This window comes from Stenotrophomonas maltophilia (genome assembly GCF_023518235.1).
Lineage (GTDB): Bacteria > Pseudomonadota > Gammaproteobacteria > Xanthomonadales > Xanthomonadaceae > Stenotrophomonas.
In genome coordinates this window covers 2,289,755-2,304,690 of sequence record NZ_CP090423.1, presented here as the reverse complement: position 1 = coordinate 2,304,690, position 14,936 = coordinate 2,289,755, and the positions used below count along the sequence as shown (strand labels likewise).

The 14,936-nt window shown below is 67.6% G+C and carries 18 protein-coding genes; 3 read left to right on the top strand and 15 right to left on the bottom strand.

The window, feature by feature from the left end:
• Positions 1–82: 82 nt before the first annotated feature.
• From mgtE to LZ605_RS10780, 14 genes are all read right to left on the bottom strand, one after another.
• Positions 83–1,444: a magnesium transporter gene (gene mgtE, locus LZ605_RS10845; protein WP_005408383.1), complete on the bottom strand. Its 1,362-nt coding sequence runs from the start codon at positions 1,442–1,444 to the stop codon at positions 83–85.
• A 273-nt stretch (positions 1,445–1,717) separates the two neighbouring features.
• Complete coding sequence (gene ptsP, locus LZ605_RS10840) at positions 1,718–3,487, bottom strand: phosphoenolpyruvate--protein phosphotransferase (RefSeq protein WP_249844821.1); 1,770 nt, start codon at positions 3,485–3,487, stop codon at positions 1,718–1,720.
• 2 nt (positions 3,488–3,489) lie between these two features.
• The gene (locus LZ605_RS10835) at positions 3,490–3,759 is read right to left on the bottom strand and encodes an HPr family phosphocarrier protein (RefSeq protein ID WP_107230071.1); all 270 of its coding nucleotides are present in this window, start codon (positions 3,757–3,759) and stop codon (positions 3,490–3,492) included.
• Entirely contained in the window at positions 3,752–4,144 is a 393-nt protein-coding gene (locus LZ605_RS10830) for a PTS sugar transporter subunit IIA (RefSeq protein ID WP_057497257.1), read from the bottom strand. The genes LZ605_RS10835 and LZ605_RS10830 overlap by 8 nt, the downstream gene beginning before the upstream one ends.
• A gap of 420 nt (positions 4,145–4,564) precedes the next feature.
• Positions 4,565–5,449: an RNase adapter RapZ gene (rapZ, locus tag LZ605_RS10825; RefSeq protein WP_057497258.1), complete on the bottom strand. Its 885-nt coding sequence runs from the start codon at positions 5,447–5,449 to the stop codon at positions 4,565–4,567.
• 31 nt (positions 5,450–5,480) lie between these two features.
• The gene (gene hprK / locus LZ605_RS10820; RefSeq protein WP_057497259.1) at positions 5,481–6,431 is read right to left on the bottom strand and encodes an HPr(Ser) kinase/phosphatase; all 951 of its coding nucleotides are present in this window, start codon (positions 6,429–6,431) and stop codon (positions 5,481–5,483) included.
• Complete coding sequence (locus LZ605_RS10815; RefSeq protein ID WP_107230072.1) at positions 6,428–6,880, bottom strand: PTS sugar transporter subunit IIA; 453 nt, start codon at positions 6,878–6,880, stop codon at positions 6,428–6,430. The genes hprK and LZ605_RS10815 overlap by 4 nt, the downstream gene beginning before the upstream one ends.
• 21 nt (positions 6,881–6,901) lie before the next feature.
• Positions 6,902–7,219, bottom strand: a complete 318-nt coding sequence (hpf, locus tag LZ605_RS10810; RefSeq protein WP_057497261.1) for a ribosome hibernation-promoting factor, HPF/YfiA family — start codon at positions 7,217–7,219, stop codon at positions 6,902–6,904.
• A gap of 58 nt (positions 7,220–7,277) precedes the next feature.
• The gene (locus LZ605_RS10805) at positions 7,278–8,699 is read right to left on the bottom strand and encodes an RNA polymerase factor sigma-54 (protein ID WP_249844820.1); all 1,422 of its coding nucleotides are present in this window, start codon (positions 8,697–8,699) and stop codon (positions 7,278–7,280) included.
• 40 nt (positions 8,700–8,739) lie between these two features.
• Positions 8,740–9,459, bottom strand: a complete 720-nt coding sequence (gene lptB, locus LZ605_RS10800; protein ID WP_107230074.1) for an LPS export ABC transporter ATP-binding protein — start codon at positions 9,457–9,459, stop codon at positions 8,740–8,742.
• Positions 9,459–9,974, bottom strand: coding sequence for a lipopolysaccharide transport periplasmic protein LptA (gene lptA / locus LZ605_RS10795; RefSeq protein WP_249844819.1), 516 nt, complete (start codon positions 9,972–9,974; stop codon positions 9,459–9,461). Before lptA ends, lptB begins: the two co-directional genes overlap by 1 nt.
• Before the next feature lie 101 nt (positions 9,975–10,075).
• On the bottom strand, positions 10,076–10,651 hold the full coding sequence (gene lptC / locus LZ605_RS10790; protein ID WP_249844818.1) for an LPS export ABC transporter periplasmic protein LptC: 576 nt from the start codon (positions 10,649–10,651) through the stop codon (positions 10,076–10,078).
• The gene (locus tag LZ605_RS10785; RefSeq protein WP_249844817.1) at positions 10,648–11,196 is read right to left on the bottom strand and encodes a KdsC family phosphatase; all 549 of its coding nucleotides are present in this window, start codon (positions 11,194–11,196) and stop codon (positions 10,648–10,650) included. Before LZ605_RS10785 ends, lptC begins: the two co-directional genes overlap by 4 nt.
• Positions 11,197–11,262: 66 nt before the next feature.
• The gene (locus LZ605_RS10780) at positions 11,263–12,264 is read right to left on the bottom strand and encodes a KpsF/GutQ family sugar-phosphate isomerase (protein WP_249844816.1); all 1,002 of its coding nucleotides are present in this window, start codon (positions 12,262–12,264) and stop codon (positions 11,263–11,265) included.
• A gap of 54 nt (positions 12,265–12,318) precedes the next feature.
• Between LZ605_RS10780 and LZ605_RS10775 the strand changes: the two genes are divergently transcribed.
• From LZ605_RS10775 to LZ605_RS10765, 3 genes are read left to right on the top strand one after another with little or no spacing between them, the layout of a single operon-like run.
• The gene (locus LZ605_RS10775) at positions 12,319–12,549 is read left to right on the top strand and encodes a BolA family protein (protein ID WP_021202589.1); all 231 of its coding nucleotides are present in this window, start codon (positions 12,319–12,321) and stop codon (positions 12,547–12,549) included.
• 21 nt (positions 12,550–12,570) lie between these two features.
• Entirely contained in the window at positions 12,571–13,842 is a 1,272-nt protein-coding gene (gene murA / locus LZ605_RS10770; RefSeq protein WP_249844815.1) for a UDP-N-acetylglucosamine 1-carboxyvinyltransferase, read from the top strand.
• Positions 13,839–14,165 carry an EF-hand domain-containing protein gene (locus LZ605_RS10765; RefSeq protein WP_249844814.1) on the top strand — a complete coding sequence of 109 codons (327 nt, stop codon included), beginning with the start codon at positions 13,839–13,841 and terminating at the stop codon, positions 14,163–14,165. The genes murA and LZ605_RS10765 overlap by 4 nt, the downstream gene beginning before the upstream one ends.
• Before the next feature lie 85 nt (positions 14,166–14,250).
• Here LZ605_RS10765 and LZ605_RS10760 read toward each other — a convergent pair whose 3' ends face one another.
• Positions 14,251–14,934, bottom strand: coding sequence for a DUF3108 domain-containing protein (locus tag LZ605_RS10760; protein ID WP_249844813.1), 684 nt, complete (start codon positions 14,932–14,934; stop codon positions 14,251–14,253).
• Positions 14,935–14,936: the final 2 nt, after the last annotated feature.

Sequence of the window (14,936 nt, the reverse complement as noted above, 5' to 3'; positions counted from 1 at the left end):
CAGTGGGGGTCGGGTCAGAGCCCCGCGCAGCGGGGATCGGACCCTGGGTTTGGAGCAGGTCGGGGATCTGACCCTGCAGGGATCAGTGCAGCAGCACCAGGGTGGCCAGGCCGAGGAAGGTGAAGAACCCCATCGAGTCGGTCACGGCGGTGAGGAAGATGCCACTGGCCAGCGCTGGGTCGAAACCGAAGCGCTTCAGGGTCAGCGGTACCAGCACGCCGGCCAGCGCGGCGAACAGCAGGTTGCAGGTCAGTGCGATGGCGATCACCGCCGACAGCCCCGGCGAGTGGAACCAGGCCAGCACGATCAGGCCCAGCACCGAACCGAGCATCACGCCGTTCAACAGCGCGACCCGGACTTCTTTCCACAGCAGGGTGCGGGCGTTGGAGGCGCCCACCTGGCCCAGCGCCAGGCCGCGCACCATCAGTGCCAGCACCTGGGTACCGGCGTTGCCACCAAGGCCGGCCACGATCGGCATCAGCACCGCCAGCGCCACCAGCTTGTCGATGGTGCCTTCGAAATGGCCGACCACGCTGGAGGCCAGGAAGGCGGTACACAGATTCACCGACAGCCACATCAGGCGGCGGCGCATCGCGCGCCAGACCGGGCTGAACAGATCCTCGTCCTCGTCCAGACCGGCGGCGCCCAGCGCCTGGTGCTCGGCCTGGCCGCGGATGATGTCGACCACGTCATCGATGGTGATGCGGCCGATCAGGATGTTGTTGTCGTCCACCACCGGCGCGGAGATCCAGTCATGGTCGGAGAACTGGCGGGCGACTTCCTGATCGCTCTCGCCGACGTCGATGGCCGGCTGCTCGTCGTCGATCAGGCGGTTGATCGGGGTGGTGTCCTCGTGGGTCACCAGTGCCGCCAGTGACACCCGGCCCAGGTACTGATGGCGGCGGCTGACCACGAACAGATGATCGGTGTGGTCAGGCAGTTCACCGCGCAGGCGCAGGTAGCGCAGCACCACGTCGACGTTGACGTCGGCGCGCACGGTCACCACGTCCGGGTTCATCAGGCGCCCGGCGCTGTCCTCGGGATAGGACAGCACCTGTTCCAGGCGCTCGCGGTTCTCCCGGTCCATCGACTTGAGGACCTCGTCGATGACCGTGTCCGGCAGGTCTTCGACCAGGTCGGCCAGATCGTCGATGTCGAGGTCTTCGACCGCGGCGATGATCTCGTCCGGGTCCATGTCGGCCAGCAGGCTCTCGCGCACGTCGTCGCCGACGTGGACCAGCACCTCGCCGTCATCTTCCGGATCGACCAGGCCCCACACCACCTCGCGCTTGCCGGGCGGCAGCGATTCGAGCAGGTTGCCGATCTCGGCCGGAGCCAGAGTGTTGACCAGGCGGCGCACCGGACCCAGGCGGCCACTGTCCAGTGCATCGGACAGCATCCGCAGTTGGCGCGCAGTCTTGTCGTGGCGTACAGCTTCAGCCATCGCAGCTCCCGCGGGGATAAGAAAAGCCGCGATCCCGGCAAGGATGCGGCAACAGGGGTGTTCAGCGCGTCATTATCGCAAGGGGATGTTTCAGCGCATACCCCGCTGGCCTGCGGCCACCGGGGGCCACGCATTCAACCTCATCCCCCGCCTGTCGACGCGCCCCTTGAACAACAAGGGGCAGTTTCTGCGGATCGAATCTGCGTCGGGCCAGCGGTCAGCGAGGTCCACATATTCCTCCGGGCCATGCCCGGCGGGCGCGTAGCGCGGAAATCAGGGCGTGTCGGCCACCAGCGCCAGCCAGCGCTCGATGGCACGGCGGTCGCGGGCGGCCAGCAACTTCGGTGCGCGCGCGCGCAGCGTGGCCAGATCAGCCTCGCGGATCGCGCGGCGCACTTCCAGCAGGGTGCCCGGATGCAGGCTGAACTCGGTCAGGCCCAGCGCCAGCAGCAGGGGCGTCATCCGTGCATCGCCGGCCATCTCGCCACACACCGCTACCGGAATGCGATGGCGCGCGCCGGTCTCGATCACCATCTGCAGCAGGCGCAGCACCGCCGGGTGCAGGGGCGAATACAACTCGCCGAGCGCTTCGTTGTTGCGGTCGGCGGCCAGCAGGTACTGCACCAGATCGTTGGTGCCAACCGACAGGAAGTCGACCAGATCGATGAAACTCTCCAGCGCCAGCGCGGCGGCGGGTACTTCGATCATCGCGCCCAGCGGCACATGCTCGGACACCATGTGGCCTTCGCCGCGCAGCTGCTCGGTCAGCTTCAGCATGCGCCGGCGCACCGCCAGCAGTTCCTCGCGGGTGCTGATCATCGGCAGCAGCACGCGCAGCTTGCCGTAGGCCGATGCACGCAGGATCGCACGCAGCTGGGTATCGGCTACCTTCGGCCGCGCCAGCGACAGGCGTACGCCACGCAGGCCCAGCGCCGGATTCTCCTCGTTGCTCAGGGTCAGGCCAGTGCGGTCGGCCTTGTCCGCACCCAGGTCCAGCGTACGGATGGTCACCGGCCGCCCGCTCATGCCCAGCGCGGCGTCGCGGTAGGTCTGGAACTGTTCTTCCTCGTCCGGCAGCTCGTTACGCTGCAGGAACAGGAATTCGGTGCGGTACAGGCCCAGGCCCTGGGCGCCCAGCGCATGGGCCTGGGTCACATCTTCCAGCGATTCGGCATTGGCCAGCAGGGCGATGTCGACCTGGTCGCGGGTGCGGCTGGGCTTGCTGCGCAGGCGCCCGAGCTCGCGCTGTTCGCGTGCGTGTTCCTTCAGGCGCGCGCGGTAGTCGCGCAGGTTGTCGGCCAGCGGGTTGGCGGTGATGCTGCCGTCGGCGCCATCGATGATCAGCACATCGCCATCGGCGACGCGGCTCAGCAGCTGCGGCACGTTCACGATCAACGGCAGATGCAGGCTGCGCGCCAGGATGGCGCTGTGTGACAGCGCGCTGCCGGCCGCCGTGACGATGCCGACCACGCCCTGTGCCTGCAGCTGGGCCAGCTCGGACGGGGCGATGTTGTCGCAGACCAGGATCTCGCCGGCCAGGCCCTTCACCACCGGCGCGCGCTCGGGTTGCAGGAAGGCATGGATGCGGCCGATCACGTGGTCCAGATCGTCCATGCGGCTCTTCAGATAGGCATCGTCCATGCCATCGAAGACCTTGGCCAGGCGGTCGCGCTGCACGCGCAGGGCATAGCCGGCGCTGTACGGACCGCTGCGGATCAGCTCATCCAGCCCGTGCAGCAGCTCGGGGTCGTCCAGCAGCAGGGCGTGCAGGTCGAGGAATTCGCCCACTTCCTGGCTCAGGGCACCGTGCAGGCGCTGGCGCAGCTCGTGCATTTCGGTGCGCGCGGCGGCCACTGCGTGGTGCAGGCGGGCCAGTTCGGCCTCCACCTGGCTGGGCGCCACCCGTTGTTCGGCTACCTCCAGCGCATGCGGCAGGCGCACCCGGGCGCGGCCCATCGCCGTGCCGCGTGCGGCGCCGTGGCCGGCCAACAGCTGTACCGGCCGCAGGCCGGAAGAAGGCTGGCCGGCGCGCGCGCGTGGCACGCTCAGCTGTCCTCGTCGAAGCGGCGTTCGAACAGGTCCACCACCGCATCCATCGCGGCCGACTCGTCCTCGCCGGTGATGCGCACGGTAACCGGAGTGCCCTGGCCGGCGGCCAGCAGCATCACGCCCATGATGCTCTTGGCGTTGATCTCACGGCCCTTGGCGGCCATGGTCACGTTGCAGCGGAAAGGCGCCAGGGTCTGCACCAGCTTGGCGGTGGCCCGGGCATGCAGGCCCAGGCGGTTGCTCACGGTGAGTTCTCGTTCAAGCATCGTCGACTATCGCTCCATTACGGGTACCCGCCGCGGCTGTGGCGGGCAGTTGATCCAGTCCCTGTTCCGGATAATTCATCACCCGCAGCAACATCGGCAGGCTCAGCGCCGACACCCGGCGAACCGGGGTCCCCAGCCGGGCCAGCTGCCCGGCAAGATTGGCGGGGCTGGCACCGTACAGGTCGGTCAGGATCAGCACGCCTGCACCACCATCGACCCGCCGCAGGGCGGCCGAGGCGAGCGGGAGCAGGGCGTCCAGGTCTGCGTCGAACGGTACTTCGAAAGCTTCGGTCTTCAGCGGCAATTGCCGCAGGAGCCGGGTCGCCACATCAAGCAGGGCGGTCCCGACCCCAGGGTGTGTTACGAGGAGAATGCCACAGGTCATTACTGCACGTTAACAGGTCAAGGTGAATCGGCGATAGCAGCAGGAGAGGGGCACTGTGTCCCGTATTCAGCGATGCCGGGGCCGGATCCCTTTTCCACGGGAAATGGGCTCTGACCCACCCCTGGGTTCCGATCCATCCACGCATGGTGTGGATCCACCGTGTCGACCAAGGTCGACACCTACCATCAGCGGCAGAACGCCGTCCCGACAGATGGCGGGAATCTGTCGAAGGCGGGGTGGGGCAGCAAGCGGGGGCGTGAGCCGCATGGATGCGGCGACCGAGCTTACAGGGATGTACTTGCAGCGTCCCCCGCTTGCTGGCCCGCCCCGCCATCCCACCAAATGCTGCTGTTGCTGTTGCTGTTGCCGGCCAGCGGCCGGCACCACCAGCGGGTGCCGGGCGCAGCCCGGCCGACGCCCTCAATCCTGTTCGCGGTGATAGGTCGCCACGTCTTCCCAGCCCATCTCGCGCGCATGCCGCGCCATGCGCTCGGCCAGGAACACCGAGCGGTGCTTGCCACCGGTGCAGCCGAAGGCCACGGTCACGTAGCTGCGGGTGCCGTCGCCCAGCTTCGGCAGCCAGGTATCGAGAAAATCCATCAGCTGGGCCAGATAGCGCTGCACATCCGGCTGCGCCTCCAGGTAGTCGCGCACGCCGGGTTCGCGCCCGCTGAGCGCGCGCAGGTCGGGATCCCAGTGCGGGTTGGGCAGCACCCGTGCGTCGAATACGAAGTCTGCTTCGGCCGGCACGCCACGCTTGTAGGCAAACGATTCGAACAACAGCGACAGACTGGTGGCATGGCCCATCGCGAACTCGGTGATGATGCGACGGCGCAGCTGATGCACATTGAGGCTGCTGGTATCGATCACCGCGTCGGCTTCGCGCCGCAGCGGCGCGGTCAGTTCGCGTTCGCGGGCGATCGCCTCGGGCAGGGAAAGTCCGAGCTGGCTCAGCGGATGCCGGCGGCGGGTGTCGGCATAGCGCTTGAGGACGGTCTCGTCGCTGGCCTCGAAGAACAGCACCTTCACTTCAACGCCGGCGTCGGTGGCCAGCTGCCGCCAGTCGCCCAGCTGGCTCAGGTCGGCCTGGCCGCGCACGTCGATACCCACCGCCAAGCGGCGCGGCGCGCGGCCGTCGTGGTTGTCCAGCAGGCTGCGCACGAAGTCCGGCAACAGGTGGATCGGCAGGTTGTCCGAGCAGTAGTAGTCCTGGTCCTCGAAGGTCTTCAGGGCGACGGATTTACCCGAGCCGGACAGGCCGCTGACGATGATCAGGGTCGGGGCGGTGGGAGTGACGGTGCTCATGGACAGGCTCTTGGCAGGGCAGGGCAGGGGGTCAGGGCGTTCGCCGTTCCAGCAGGTTGCTGTGGCGGGCGATGAACATCGCCGCCGGGTCGATGCCCTTGGTACGCAGGATGTGCAGACGGGTGGCCGCCTCGGTCAGCACGGCCAGGTTGCGGCCCGGCATCACCGGCAGGGTGATCAGCGGCACGTCCAGGTCCAGCACATGGCGGGTGCCCGAATCACCGGTCAGGCGTTCGTAGCCGTGCGGCGTGGGTTCGGTCATCGGCTTGGTCAGGTGGACGATCAACCGAAGGTACTTGTTCTTCTTTACAGCCGTGTCGCCGAACATCTCGCGCACGTTCAGCACGCCCAGACCGCGCACTTCCAGCAGGTCCTGCAGCAGCTCAGGGCAGGTGCCATCAAGCACGTCGGGGGCGATCTGGGTGAACTCGGGGGCGTCGTCGGCCACCAGCCGGTGGCCACGGCTGAGCAGCTCCAGCGCCAGCTCGCTCTTGCCCGAGCCTGCCTCACCGGTGATCAGCACGCCGATGGAGTAGATCTCCATGAACACGCCATGCAGGATCACCCGTGGCGCCAGCGTGCGCGCCAGGTGGTAGGACAGATGGTTGAGCAGCTCGTGGCCGCGCTTGGGTGACAGCCACAGCGGCGTGCCGGATTCATCGGCGGCGGCGCGCAGGTCTTCCGGACAGGGCTGGTTGCGGGTCAGCACCAGCGCCAGCGGATGCGACTGCATGATCTTCTCGATCGTTTCCCAGCGCTGGCGCGGTTCCAGCGCATCCAGCCAGGACAGCTCTTCGGTGCCCAGGATCTGCACCTTGTTGGGGTAGATCGCATTGAGGTAGCCGGCCAGCGACGGGCGCCGCGAGACCGTATTGCCGGCCTCCAGCTCGCGCTTTTCGCCGGACTGGCCGGCGGCCCAGCGCAGGCCGAGCCGCTCGCGCTGCTGTTCGAACAGTTCGCGTGCGGTGATGCTGGTATTCATGCGGCGCTCGCAGGTGGGGGCAGGTCCAGCGCCTGGCGCAGCGCCCGGGCGTCGCCGGCGTCACGCAGCGCCTGGCGGATGGCCGGCGCGGAGAACAGTTCGGCCAGCTCGGACAGCAGCATCAGGTGCTGGTGCGTGTAATGGGCGGGGACGGCGATCGCAAATACCAGGTCGACCGGTTCGTCGCCGCCGAAGTCGACCGGGGTGGCCAACCGCAGCAGGGCGCCGCGTGGGCGGTCCAGGGTCGGCGCGCGGCCGTGGGGGATGGCGATGCCGTGACCGATCGCCGTGCTGCCCAGCGCTTCACGCTGGCACAGGTTCAGGTAGATCTGTTCGGCGTTGGCCTGGCGGCAGGCCAGCAACCCGGCGGCGGCCTGCAGGACGCTGTCGCGGTCGGTGGCCGTGCAGAGCTGGGTCTGCACGGCCGCCAGGAGGTCATTCAGGGGCATGTCTGCGGGAAACGGTGGCGATCAGCCGCCATTGTCGCCCACCGGCAGCGGTGCGTGCTGCTGTTTTTTCTCCTTGTGCTTGATCACCAGACGGTCAAGCTTGTCCGCAAGCACGTCGATCGCGGCATACATGGTCTGGCCGCCGGCCTCGGCGTGCAGGGTCTGCCCCGGAATGTTGAGGCTGGCGTCGACGTGGTGCTCGGTCTTCTGCAGCTTGAGGGTCACCCGCGCTTCGCAGTGCTGGTCGAAGTGTTTTCCGATCCGGGCCAGCTTCTCCTCTACATAGGACTGCAGGGCCGGGGTGACTTCGACGTCTTTGCCAAACGTTTCGATGCGCATCGGGTTTCTCCTGTGTTCGGATGTGCCAATGAACCTCTCCGCCGGGCGCGGCGGTGCGTCAAGCGATTCTGACCCTTTCGTGCGAGGCGGAGATGTTCATGGCTTCACGATACTTCGCCACGGTGCGCCGCGCTACTGGAATTCCCGACGATTTGAGCAGGTCAGCCAGCTTGGCGTCAGAAAGCGGCTTGCGCGGGTTCTCATCGTCGATCAGGCGCCGGATCATCGCCTGGATGGCGGTGCTGGAGGCCTCGCCGCCGCCGTCGGTATCGATGCCGGAGGCGAAGAAGGCACGCAGCGGCAGGGTGCCGCGCGGGGTGCGCACATGCTTGCGGGCGATCGCGCGCGACACCGTCGATTCGTGCAGGCCCAGTTCGGCGGCGATCTCGCGCAGGGTCAGCGGGCGCAGCGCCTGTTCGCCGAACTCGAGGAATCCGGCCTGTTGCAGGATCAGGCTGCGCACTACCCGCAGCAGGGTCTCGCCACGCTGCTGCAGGCCCTTGAGCAGCCAGCGCGCTTCCTGCAGCTGGGCGCGCAGATAGCCTGCATCGGCGTCGCCACAGCGGCGGATCAACTGTTCATAGCCACGGTGGATCACCACCTTCGGCCCGGCATGCCCGGCCAATGCCGCGCGCCAGACACCGTTCTGCCGCCACACCACGACGTCCGGCACCACGTAGGTGTCCTGCGACAGCGGCGCGATCTGCGTGCCCGGGCGTGGGTCCAGCGAGCGCAACAGGGCCACGGCGGTCTCGACCTCGGCCAGCGGCTGCTTGAGTTCGTGGGCAAGCCCGGACACGCCACTACGCGGCAGTCGTTCCAGCGGGCCTGCGGCAATCTGCCGCGCCAGCGCCAGGCCGGGCGTGTCCTCGTCCAGCACCTCCAGCTGTAGCTGCAGGCATTCGCCCAGCGTACGCGCGGCCGCGCCCACCGGATCGAAACGCTGGATGCGGTGCAGTACCGCCAGGATCTCATCCTCGTCGGCATGGATCGCCGGCAGCAGGGTTTCGGCGATGGTTGCCAGCGGCTCGCGCAGGTAGCCGTCGTCGTCCAGTGCATCGATCAGCGCCGCGCCGATGCTGCGGTCACGCGCCGACAGATGCGACAGGTGCAGCTGCCACAGCAGATGGTCGGCCAGGGTTTCGATTTCGGCCACGCGCTCGGCGGCGCTGCCGGTGTCGTCATCGTCATCGAAGCTGCCGCCGCTGCCGGCGGCACTCCAGTCCAGCTCGGCCGGCGCCCAGTCGTCGCCGCTGTCGCTGCGTTCGGCCGGGGCCTCGCTGTCGCTGCCGTCGCTGCCCTCGTTGCCGTCGCTGCCGTCGCTGCCGTCGGCCCAGTCCAGCAGCGGATTGCTTTCCACCGCCTGGGCGATCTCCAGCTCCAGCTCGGTGGTGGACATCTGCAGCAGCTTGATCGCCTGCTGCAACTGGGGCGTGAGCACCAGGTGCTGTCCCAACGATGTCTGCAGCCGAGTCTTCATGCCTGTGCCGAACGGAAGGAAAGGGACCCGGCGCCTGCGATCACAGCTTGAAGGAATCCCCAAGGTAAACGCGACGTACGTCGGCGTTGTCCAGGATCGCCTCCGGCGACCCCTGCGCGAGCACGCTGCCCTCGGCGAGGATATACGCGCGGTCACAGATTCCCAAGGTCTCGCGCACGTTGTGGTCGGTGATCAACACACCGATGCCGCGCTGCTTGAGATGGGTGACGATGCGCTGGATCTCGCCGACCGAGATCGGGTCGACACCGGCGAACGGTTCATCGAGCAGGATCAGGCGCGGCTGTGCGGCCAGGGCGCGGGCGATCTCGCAACGGCGGCGCTCGCCACCGGACAGGCTGGCGCCGAGCTGGTCGGCGACGTGGCCCAGCTGCAGCTCGTCGAGCAGGCTGTTCAATTCGCGCTCGCGGCCGGCCGAATCCAGGTCTTCGCGCAGTTCCAGCACCAGGCGGATGTTGTCGGCCACGGTCAGCTTGCGGAACACCGACGGTTCCTGCGGCAGGTAGCCCACGCCCTGCTTGGCGCGGGTGTACATCGGGTCGCCGGTGATGTCCTTGCCGTCGAGCACGATGCTGCCGGCATCGGCGGCGACCAGGCCGACGATCATGTAGAAGCAGGTGGTCTTGCCGGCACCGTTGGGGCCCAGCAGGCCGACCACTTCGCCGGCGTCGAGGGTCAGCCCGAAGTCCTTGACGACTTCGCGCTGCTTGTACTTCTTGCGCAGGCCCTGGGCGACGAGCATTACTTCTTGCTCCCGGCCGGCGCCGCCGGCGTCTTGTTCTTGGGCGGGATGACGGTACGCACGCGGCTGCCGTCGCCACCGGAGTTCATCTCGCCGCTGCGGGTGTTGTACACCATGCGCTGGCCGGCATTGGTGCCGCGCGCGCTGGTGACCTTGTAGTTGCCGGTCAGGGTAATGATCTCGGTCTTGATGTCGTAGTCGATGCGGTCGGCCAGCGCGTCCATCCAGGTGCCGTCATCGAGCTGCTGCTTCATCTTGGCCTGCTTGCCGGTGAACACCACGCGTACCGCTTCACCGTCCTTGAGGTAGATCTCGGCCTCGGACGAGCGCAGGTCCAGCGTGCCCTGGGTGATGATCACGCCCTGCGACAGCACGGTCTTGCCGTCGCCGGTGAGCATGCCCGACTGTGCGCCGGAATCGATGTGCATGTCTTCGTTGCGGTCGGTGGACTTGGCGAAGGCAGCGCTGGGCACAAGAAGACCGAGCGCGAGTACGGCTGCAAAGGGAATCTTCATCGGGGTCCGTTCTACCGGTGGGGCCTCCCGGCGGACCGGGGGCGGGTGGGTGGGCTGTCCGCCTCGCGCCGGTCCGGAGACGTCGCAGGCGGGCGGCGGAATCAGCGTCGGGGCGTGTAACGGCCCTTGGACTGGCTGAGGAAATGATACGTGTTGTTCTTCGAATCCACCTCGAAACCCACACCGGACTGTTCCATGCCCGGACGGGTCATGGTGACCAGGGCATCGGTGCGGGCGCGGCTGTCCTTGGGGAACACGTCCAGGTGGTCGGTGCGGAAGGTGGTGGGCACCACGCCCGGGCCGGCCGGGCTGTCGCCGGCGACGTTGCCGCGCAGCTTCATTTCATCGCCCTTGGCGCTGAGCCAACCGGTTTCGGCACGCAGGGTCCAGTGCTTGCCATCCTTGTCGGGCATCTCGAACAACGGGGTTGCGATGGAGATGGTCTGGTCACCGCGCTGGCGCTCCAGCAGCGGCGCCCGCAGGGTGGTCGATTCCTTGCCCTGGTCATCCAGTGCCACGATCTGGAAATCGTGCAGCACGTAGTCCACGCCCAGTTCCTGGCTGTCGTTGGCCGGGCCCTTGTCGCGGTTGCGCAGGGCGGCCCAGCTGCTGAGCAGCGCCGCCAGCAGCAGGCCGATGCCCAGCACGGTGCGCCAGTTCAGTGTCGGCAGGTTCATGCGCCGAACCTCGCCAGTGCGGCGTCCACGTGGCCCTGTGCGGCCAGCAGGATGTCGCACAGTTCACGGGCCGCGCCACGACCGCCCTCGGCCCGGGTCTGCCAGTGCACGCGTTCGGCAATCCACGGGTGGGCATTGGCCGGGGCCACCGCCAGGCCCACCGCGCCCAGCGGCGCCAGGTCGGGCAGATCGTCGCCCATGAACGCCACCTGCCCCAGCCCGATGCCGTGCTTGGCGCACAACGTCTGCACGCTGGCCAGCTTGTCGCCCACCGCGATCTGGGTATCGATACCCAGGTCGGCGCCGCGCTTGAGCGCGGACTGGCTGTTGCGCGCGGTGATCAGCACAGGGTGGATGCCGTGCTGTTGCAGCAGTTTCAGGCCCAGGCCATCCTGCACGAAGTACGCCTTGCTCTCGTTGCCGTCCTTGTCGTAGTACAGCCGACCGTCGGTGAGGGTGCCGTCCACGTCGAAGCAGGCCAGGCGGATGCCGGCCGCCGTGGCGTGCAGGGGAGCGGGAAAGGCGGACAGGGGGGACCAGGGCATCAGGGCGACAGACTCGGTGGCGGCAGGAAGGGCATTACAGACTGAATGGGGTCTACGGACTGTCGGTTAAACCACCCGGGCCCGCAACAGGTCATGAATGTTCAGGGCGCCGACCGCCCGGCCCTGGCCATCGACCACGATCAGGCCGTTGATTTTCTGGGTTTCCATCTGCCGGGCGGCTTCCACGGCCAGCTGGTCGGCACCGATGGTGCGTGGGTTGCGGGTCATCACATCGGCGATCCTGGCGGTACGCACATCCAGCTCACTGTCCAGCGCACGGCGCAGGTCGCCGTCGGTGAACAGGCCGATCAGCACGCCATCGGCGTCCACCACGGCGGTCATGCCGAGCCGTTTGCGGCTCATTTCCACCAGCGCTTCGCTGAGGCTGGCGTCGGCCGGGACCTTGGGCAGGTCCTCGCCGCTGTGCATGACGTCGGTGATGTGCAGCAGCAGGCGGCGGCCGAGGCTGCCGGCCGGATGCGAGCGGGCGAAATCATCGGCGGTGAAGCCGCGGGCGTCGAGCAGGGCCACCGCCAGCGCATCGCCCATCGCCAGCGAGGCGGTGGTGCTGGAGGTGGGGGCCAGTGCCAGCGGGCAGGCCTCGGCCGGCACGCTGACGTCCAGGTGCACGTCGGCCGCAGTGGCCAGGCTCGACTGCGCGCGGCCGGTCATGGAAATCAGCACGTTGCCCTGGCGCTTGAGCACCGGCAGCAGCATCAGCACCTCGTCCGACTCGCCCGAATAGGACAGGGCCAGCACCACGTCGTCCTCGGTGATCATGCCCAGGTCGCCGTGGCCGGCCTCGCCCGGGTGCACGTAGAACGCCGGAGTGCCGGTGGAGGCCAGGGTGGCGGCGATCTTGCGCGCGATATGGCCGGACTTGCCCATGCCGGTGGCGACCACCCGGCCGCGGCTGGCCAGGATCGCCTGGCAGGCCTGCTGGAAGGCCTCGCCGAGGCGGTCGGCGACGGCATCCAGGGCCTGCTGCTCGATCTCGAAGACACGGCGGCCACTGGCGACCAGGCTGGCCGGATCGACGGAACGGGGGGGCAGGAGGGACTCGGCCATGCGGACGCCACGCAGCGGAAGTAGAATGAGCGCTCATTTTATTAGGAAAGCCCGTTGGACGCCGACACCATCCGCAACCTGATCGAAACCGGCCTGCCCGGCGCCCGCGCCGATGTGCGTGGCGACGATGGCGTGCATTTCGAAGCGACCGTGGTCTGCGAGGCCTTTGCCGGCAAGATGCCGCTGGCCCGCCACCGGATGGTCTATGCCACCCTGGGCGACCTGATGGGCGGCGCGATCCACGCGCTGGCGCTGAAAACCGTGACCCCGGCCGAAGCCGGCTGAACCGCAGAAGATCCCCAATACATGGCCAAGATCGTTGTGACCGGCGGCGCTGCGCTGCACGGTGAAGTGAGCATCTCCGGCGCCAAGAACGCCGTCCTCCCCATTCTCTGCGCGACCCTGCTGGCCGATGCGCCGGTGGAGATCACCAACGTGCCGCACCTGCACGATGTGGTCACCACGGTGAAGCTGCTGGGCGAACTGGGCGCCAAGGTCACCATCGACCAGGGCACCCTGTCGCGTGGCAGTGCGATCGTGGTCGATCCGCGCTCGGTGAACCAGCACGTCGCGCCGTATGAGCTGGTCAAGACCATGCGCGCCTCGATCCTGGTGCTGGGCCCGCTGCTGGCCCGCTTCGGCGCCGCCGAAGTGTCGCTGCCGGGTGGCTGCGCGATCGGTTCGCGCCCGGTGGACCAGCACATCAAGGGCCTGCAGGCGCTGGGTGCGGACATCGTGGTCGAGAACGGCTTCATCAAGGCCACCGCCAAGCGTCTGAAGGGCGGCCATTTCACCTTCGACATGGTCAGCGTTACCGGTACCGAGAACGTGCTGATGGGCGCGGTGCTGGCTGAAGGCACCACCATCCTCGACAACTGCGCGATGGAACCGGAAGTGACCGATCTGGCGCATTGCCTGATCGCCCTTGGCGCGAAGATCGAAGGCCTGGGCACTGCGCGCCTGGTCATCGAAGGCGTCGAGCGCCTGTCCGGTGGCCGCCACGAAGTGCTGCCCGACCGCATCGAGACCGGCACCTTCCTGGTGGCCGCGGCGATGACCGGCGGCAAGGTCACGGTCAACCGTGCGCGCCCGAACACCATGGACGCGGTGCTGTCCAAGCTGGTCGAGGCCGGTGCGAAGATCGACACCACCGAAGACACCATCACCCTGGACATGCAGGGCAAGCGGCCCAAGGCGGTGAACCTGACCACCGCGCCGTACCCGGCGTTCCCCACCGACATGCAGGCGCAGTTCATGGCGCTCAACTGCGTGGCCGACGGTGTCGGCGTGATCAACGAAACGATCTTCGAGAACCGTTTCATGCACGTCAACGAACTGCTGCGCCTCGGCGCGGACATCCAGGTCGAAGGTCATACCGCCATCGTGCGGGGCAGCGAACACCTGAGTGGTGCGCCGGTGATGGCCACCGATCTGCGTGCGTCGGCGTCGCTGATCCTGGCCGGCCTGATGGCCAGCGGCGATACCACCATCGACCGCATCTACCACCTTGACCGTGGCTACGAGAACATCGAAGAGAAGCTGTCTTCGCTCGGTGCCACCATCCGGCGCGTGCCATGATCCTGCGCGGGAAATTCAGCCCGCGTCGCAAGGCGCTGCTGGCGCTGGTGCTGATCGTGCTGGCGTGGCTGGGCTATGCCTGGTACGCCAACCTGGCCATCACCCAGGGCATCGAGCAGAAGGACATGGACTGGAATGGCGATGGCACGGTCAGCCGTGACGAGATCATCCAGTCGTTCTACGCGGTGGCGGTGAATGACAGCCAGGACGGCAACCGCCATTGCCGCACCTTCGTCTGGCGCAGCACCGGTGAGCAGATCCGCGTGGACTGCCGCACCGAGTTCACGCCGGCCGAAGCGAAACCGGCCGAACAGAAGAAATAAGGAAACGCCCGCGAAAGCGGGCGTTTTTCTGTGCGGGGTCCGGGGTCGGATCCCTTTCCATCGGAAAGGGCTCCGACCCCTGCGGTCAGTTCATCGCCTTGATGGTCAGGTCCAGCGCATCACGGCCACTCTCACGCTGCAGCATGCGCGCCGGCACCGGGAACTCCGGCACGATCCAGGCAATCAGCTCCTTGTTGCCGTCGGCACGCGAGACCTTGGTGGCGTCGTAGCTCTTGCCGCCCACGGTGATCGCTTCCTTGCCGATCACACGGTAGGTCATGTTCTTGATCCGTCCTTCGTCGACCATGCGGTAGGTCAGCGGCTTGCCGGCGGCCAGGTCGCGGGCGATCGCCAGGTTGATCAGCAGCGCATCCATGTCACCGCTCTTCAGCGCGATCGGGCCGGCGCGGTCCGGCTTGATGTCGCCGGTCCAGGTGGCCTGGTTGCTGGTCCAGTTGTAGTTGGCCTGCACGTTGCGCTTCTTCACCAGCAGGGCCGAACGGTCCTGGCTGCTGAGCGGGCGCAGCTGGCCGCGCACTTCCTCGAACACGGTGCTCTGGCTGAGGTCGGCCAGCTGGTTCTTCACCTGCAGGGTGTAGCGCCACTTGTTGGCGCCTTCGCTGCTCAGGGTCATGCTGCCGTTGGCCTGCATGCCCATGTAGCTGGCCAGGTAATCGGCCTTGAACGGCTGCAGGGCCATGGCCGGCAGGCTGGCCATCGACAGCGCGGCGGCCGCGATCCAGGTGAGGGGGCGGGTCAGGGTGCTCATGC

Excerpts from the sequence above, each read along its gene's own strand:
- mgtE (WP_005408383.1), bottom strand. The coding sequence starts at position 1,444 with ATGGCTGAAGCTGTACGCCACGACAAGACTGCGCGCCAACTGCGGATG.
- LZ605_RS10835 (WP_107230071.1), bottom strand. The coding sequence starts at position 3,759 with ATGCTTGAACGAGAACTCACCGTGAGCAACCGCCTGGGCCTGCATGCC.
- LZ605_RS10830 (WP_057497257.1), bottom strand. The coding sequence starts at position 4,144 with ATGACCTGTGGCATTCTCCTCGTAACACACCCTGGGGTCGGGACCGCC.
- rapZ (WP_057497258.1), bottom strand. The coding sequence starts at position 5,449 with ATGAGCACCGTCACTCCCACCGCCCCGACCCTGATCATCGTCAGCGGC.
- hprK (WP_057497259.1), bottom strand. The coding sequence starts at position 6,431 with ATGAATACCAGCATCACCGCACGCGAACTGTTCGAACAGCAGCGCGAG.
- LZ605_RS10815 (WP_107230072.1), bottom strand. The coding sequence starts at position 6,880 with ATGCCCCTGAATGACCTCCTGGCGGCCGTGCAGACCCAGCTCTGCACG.
- hpf (WP_057497261.1), bottom strand. The coding sequence starts at position 7,219 with ATGCGCATCGAAACGTTTGGCAAAGACGTCGAAGTCACCCCGGCCCTG.
- LZ605_RS10805 (WP_249844820.1), bottom strand. The coding sequence starts at position 8,699 with ATGAAGACTCGGCTGCAGACATCGTTGGGACAGCACCTGGTGCTCACG.
- lptB (WP_107230074.1), bottom strand. The coding sequence starts at position 9,459 with ATGCTCGTCGCCCAGGGCCTGCGCAAGAAGTACAAGCAGCGCGAAGTC.
- lptA (WP_249844819.1), bottom strand. The coding sequence starts at position 9,974 with ATGAAGATTCCCTTTGCAGCCGTACTCGCGCTCGGTCTTCTTGTGCCC.
- lptC (WP_249844818.1), bottom strand. The coding sequence starts at position 10,651 with ATGAACCTGCCGACACTGAACTGGCGCACCGTGCTGGGCATCGGCCTG.
- LZ605_RS10785 (WP_249844817.1), bottom strand. The coding sequence starts at position 11,196 with ATGCCCTGGTCCCCCCTGTCCGCCTTTCCCGCTCCCCTGCACGCCACG.
- LZ605_RS10780 (WP_249844816.1), bottom strand. The coding sequence starts at position 12,264 with ATGGCCGAGTCCCTCCTGCCCCCCCGTTCCGTCGATCCGGCCAGCCTG.
- murA (WP_249844815.1), top strand. The coding sequence starts at position 12,571 with ATGGCCAAGATCGTTGTGACCGGCGGCGCTGCGCTGCACGGTGAAGTG.
- LZ605_RS10765 (WP_249844814.1), top strand. The coding sequence starts at position 13,839 with ATGATCCTGCGCGGGAAATTCAGCCCGCGTCGCAAGGCGCTGCTGGCG.
- LZ605_RS10760 (WP_249844813.1), bottom strand. The coding sequence starts at position 14,934 with ATGAGCACCCTGACCCGCCCCCTCACCTGGATCGCGGCCGCCGCGCTG.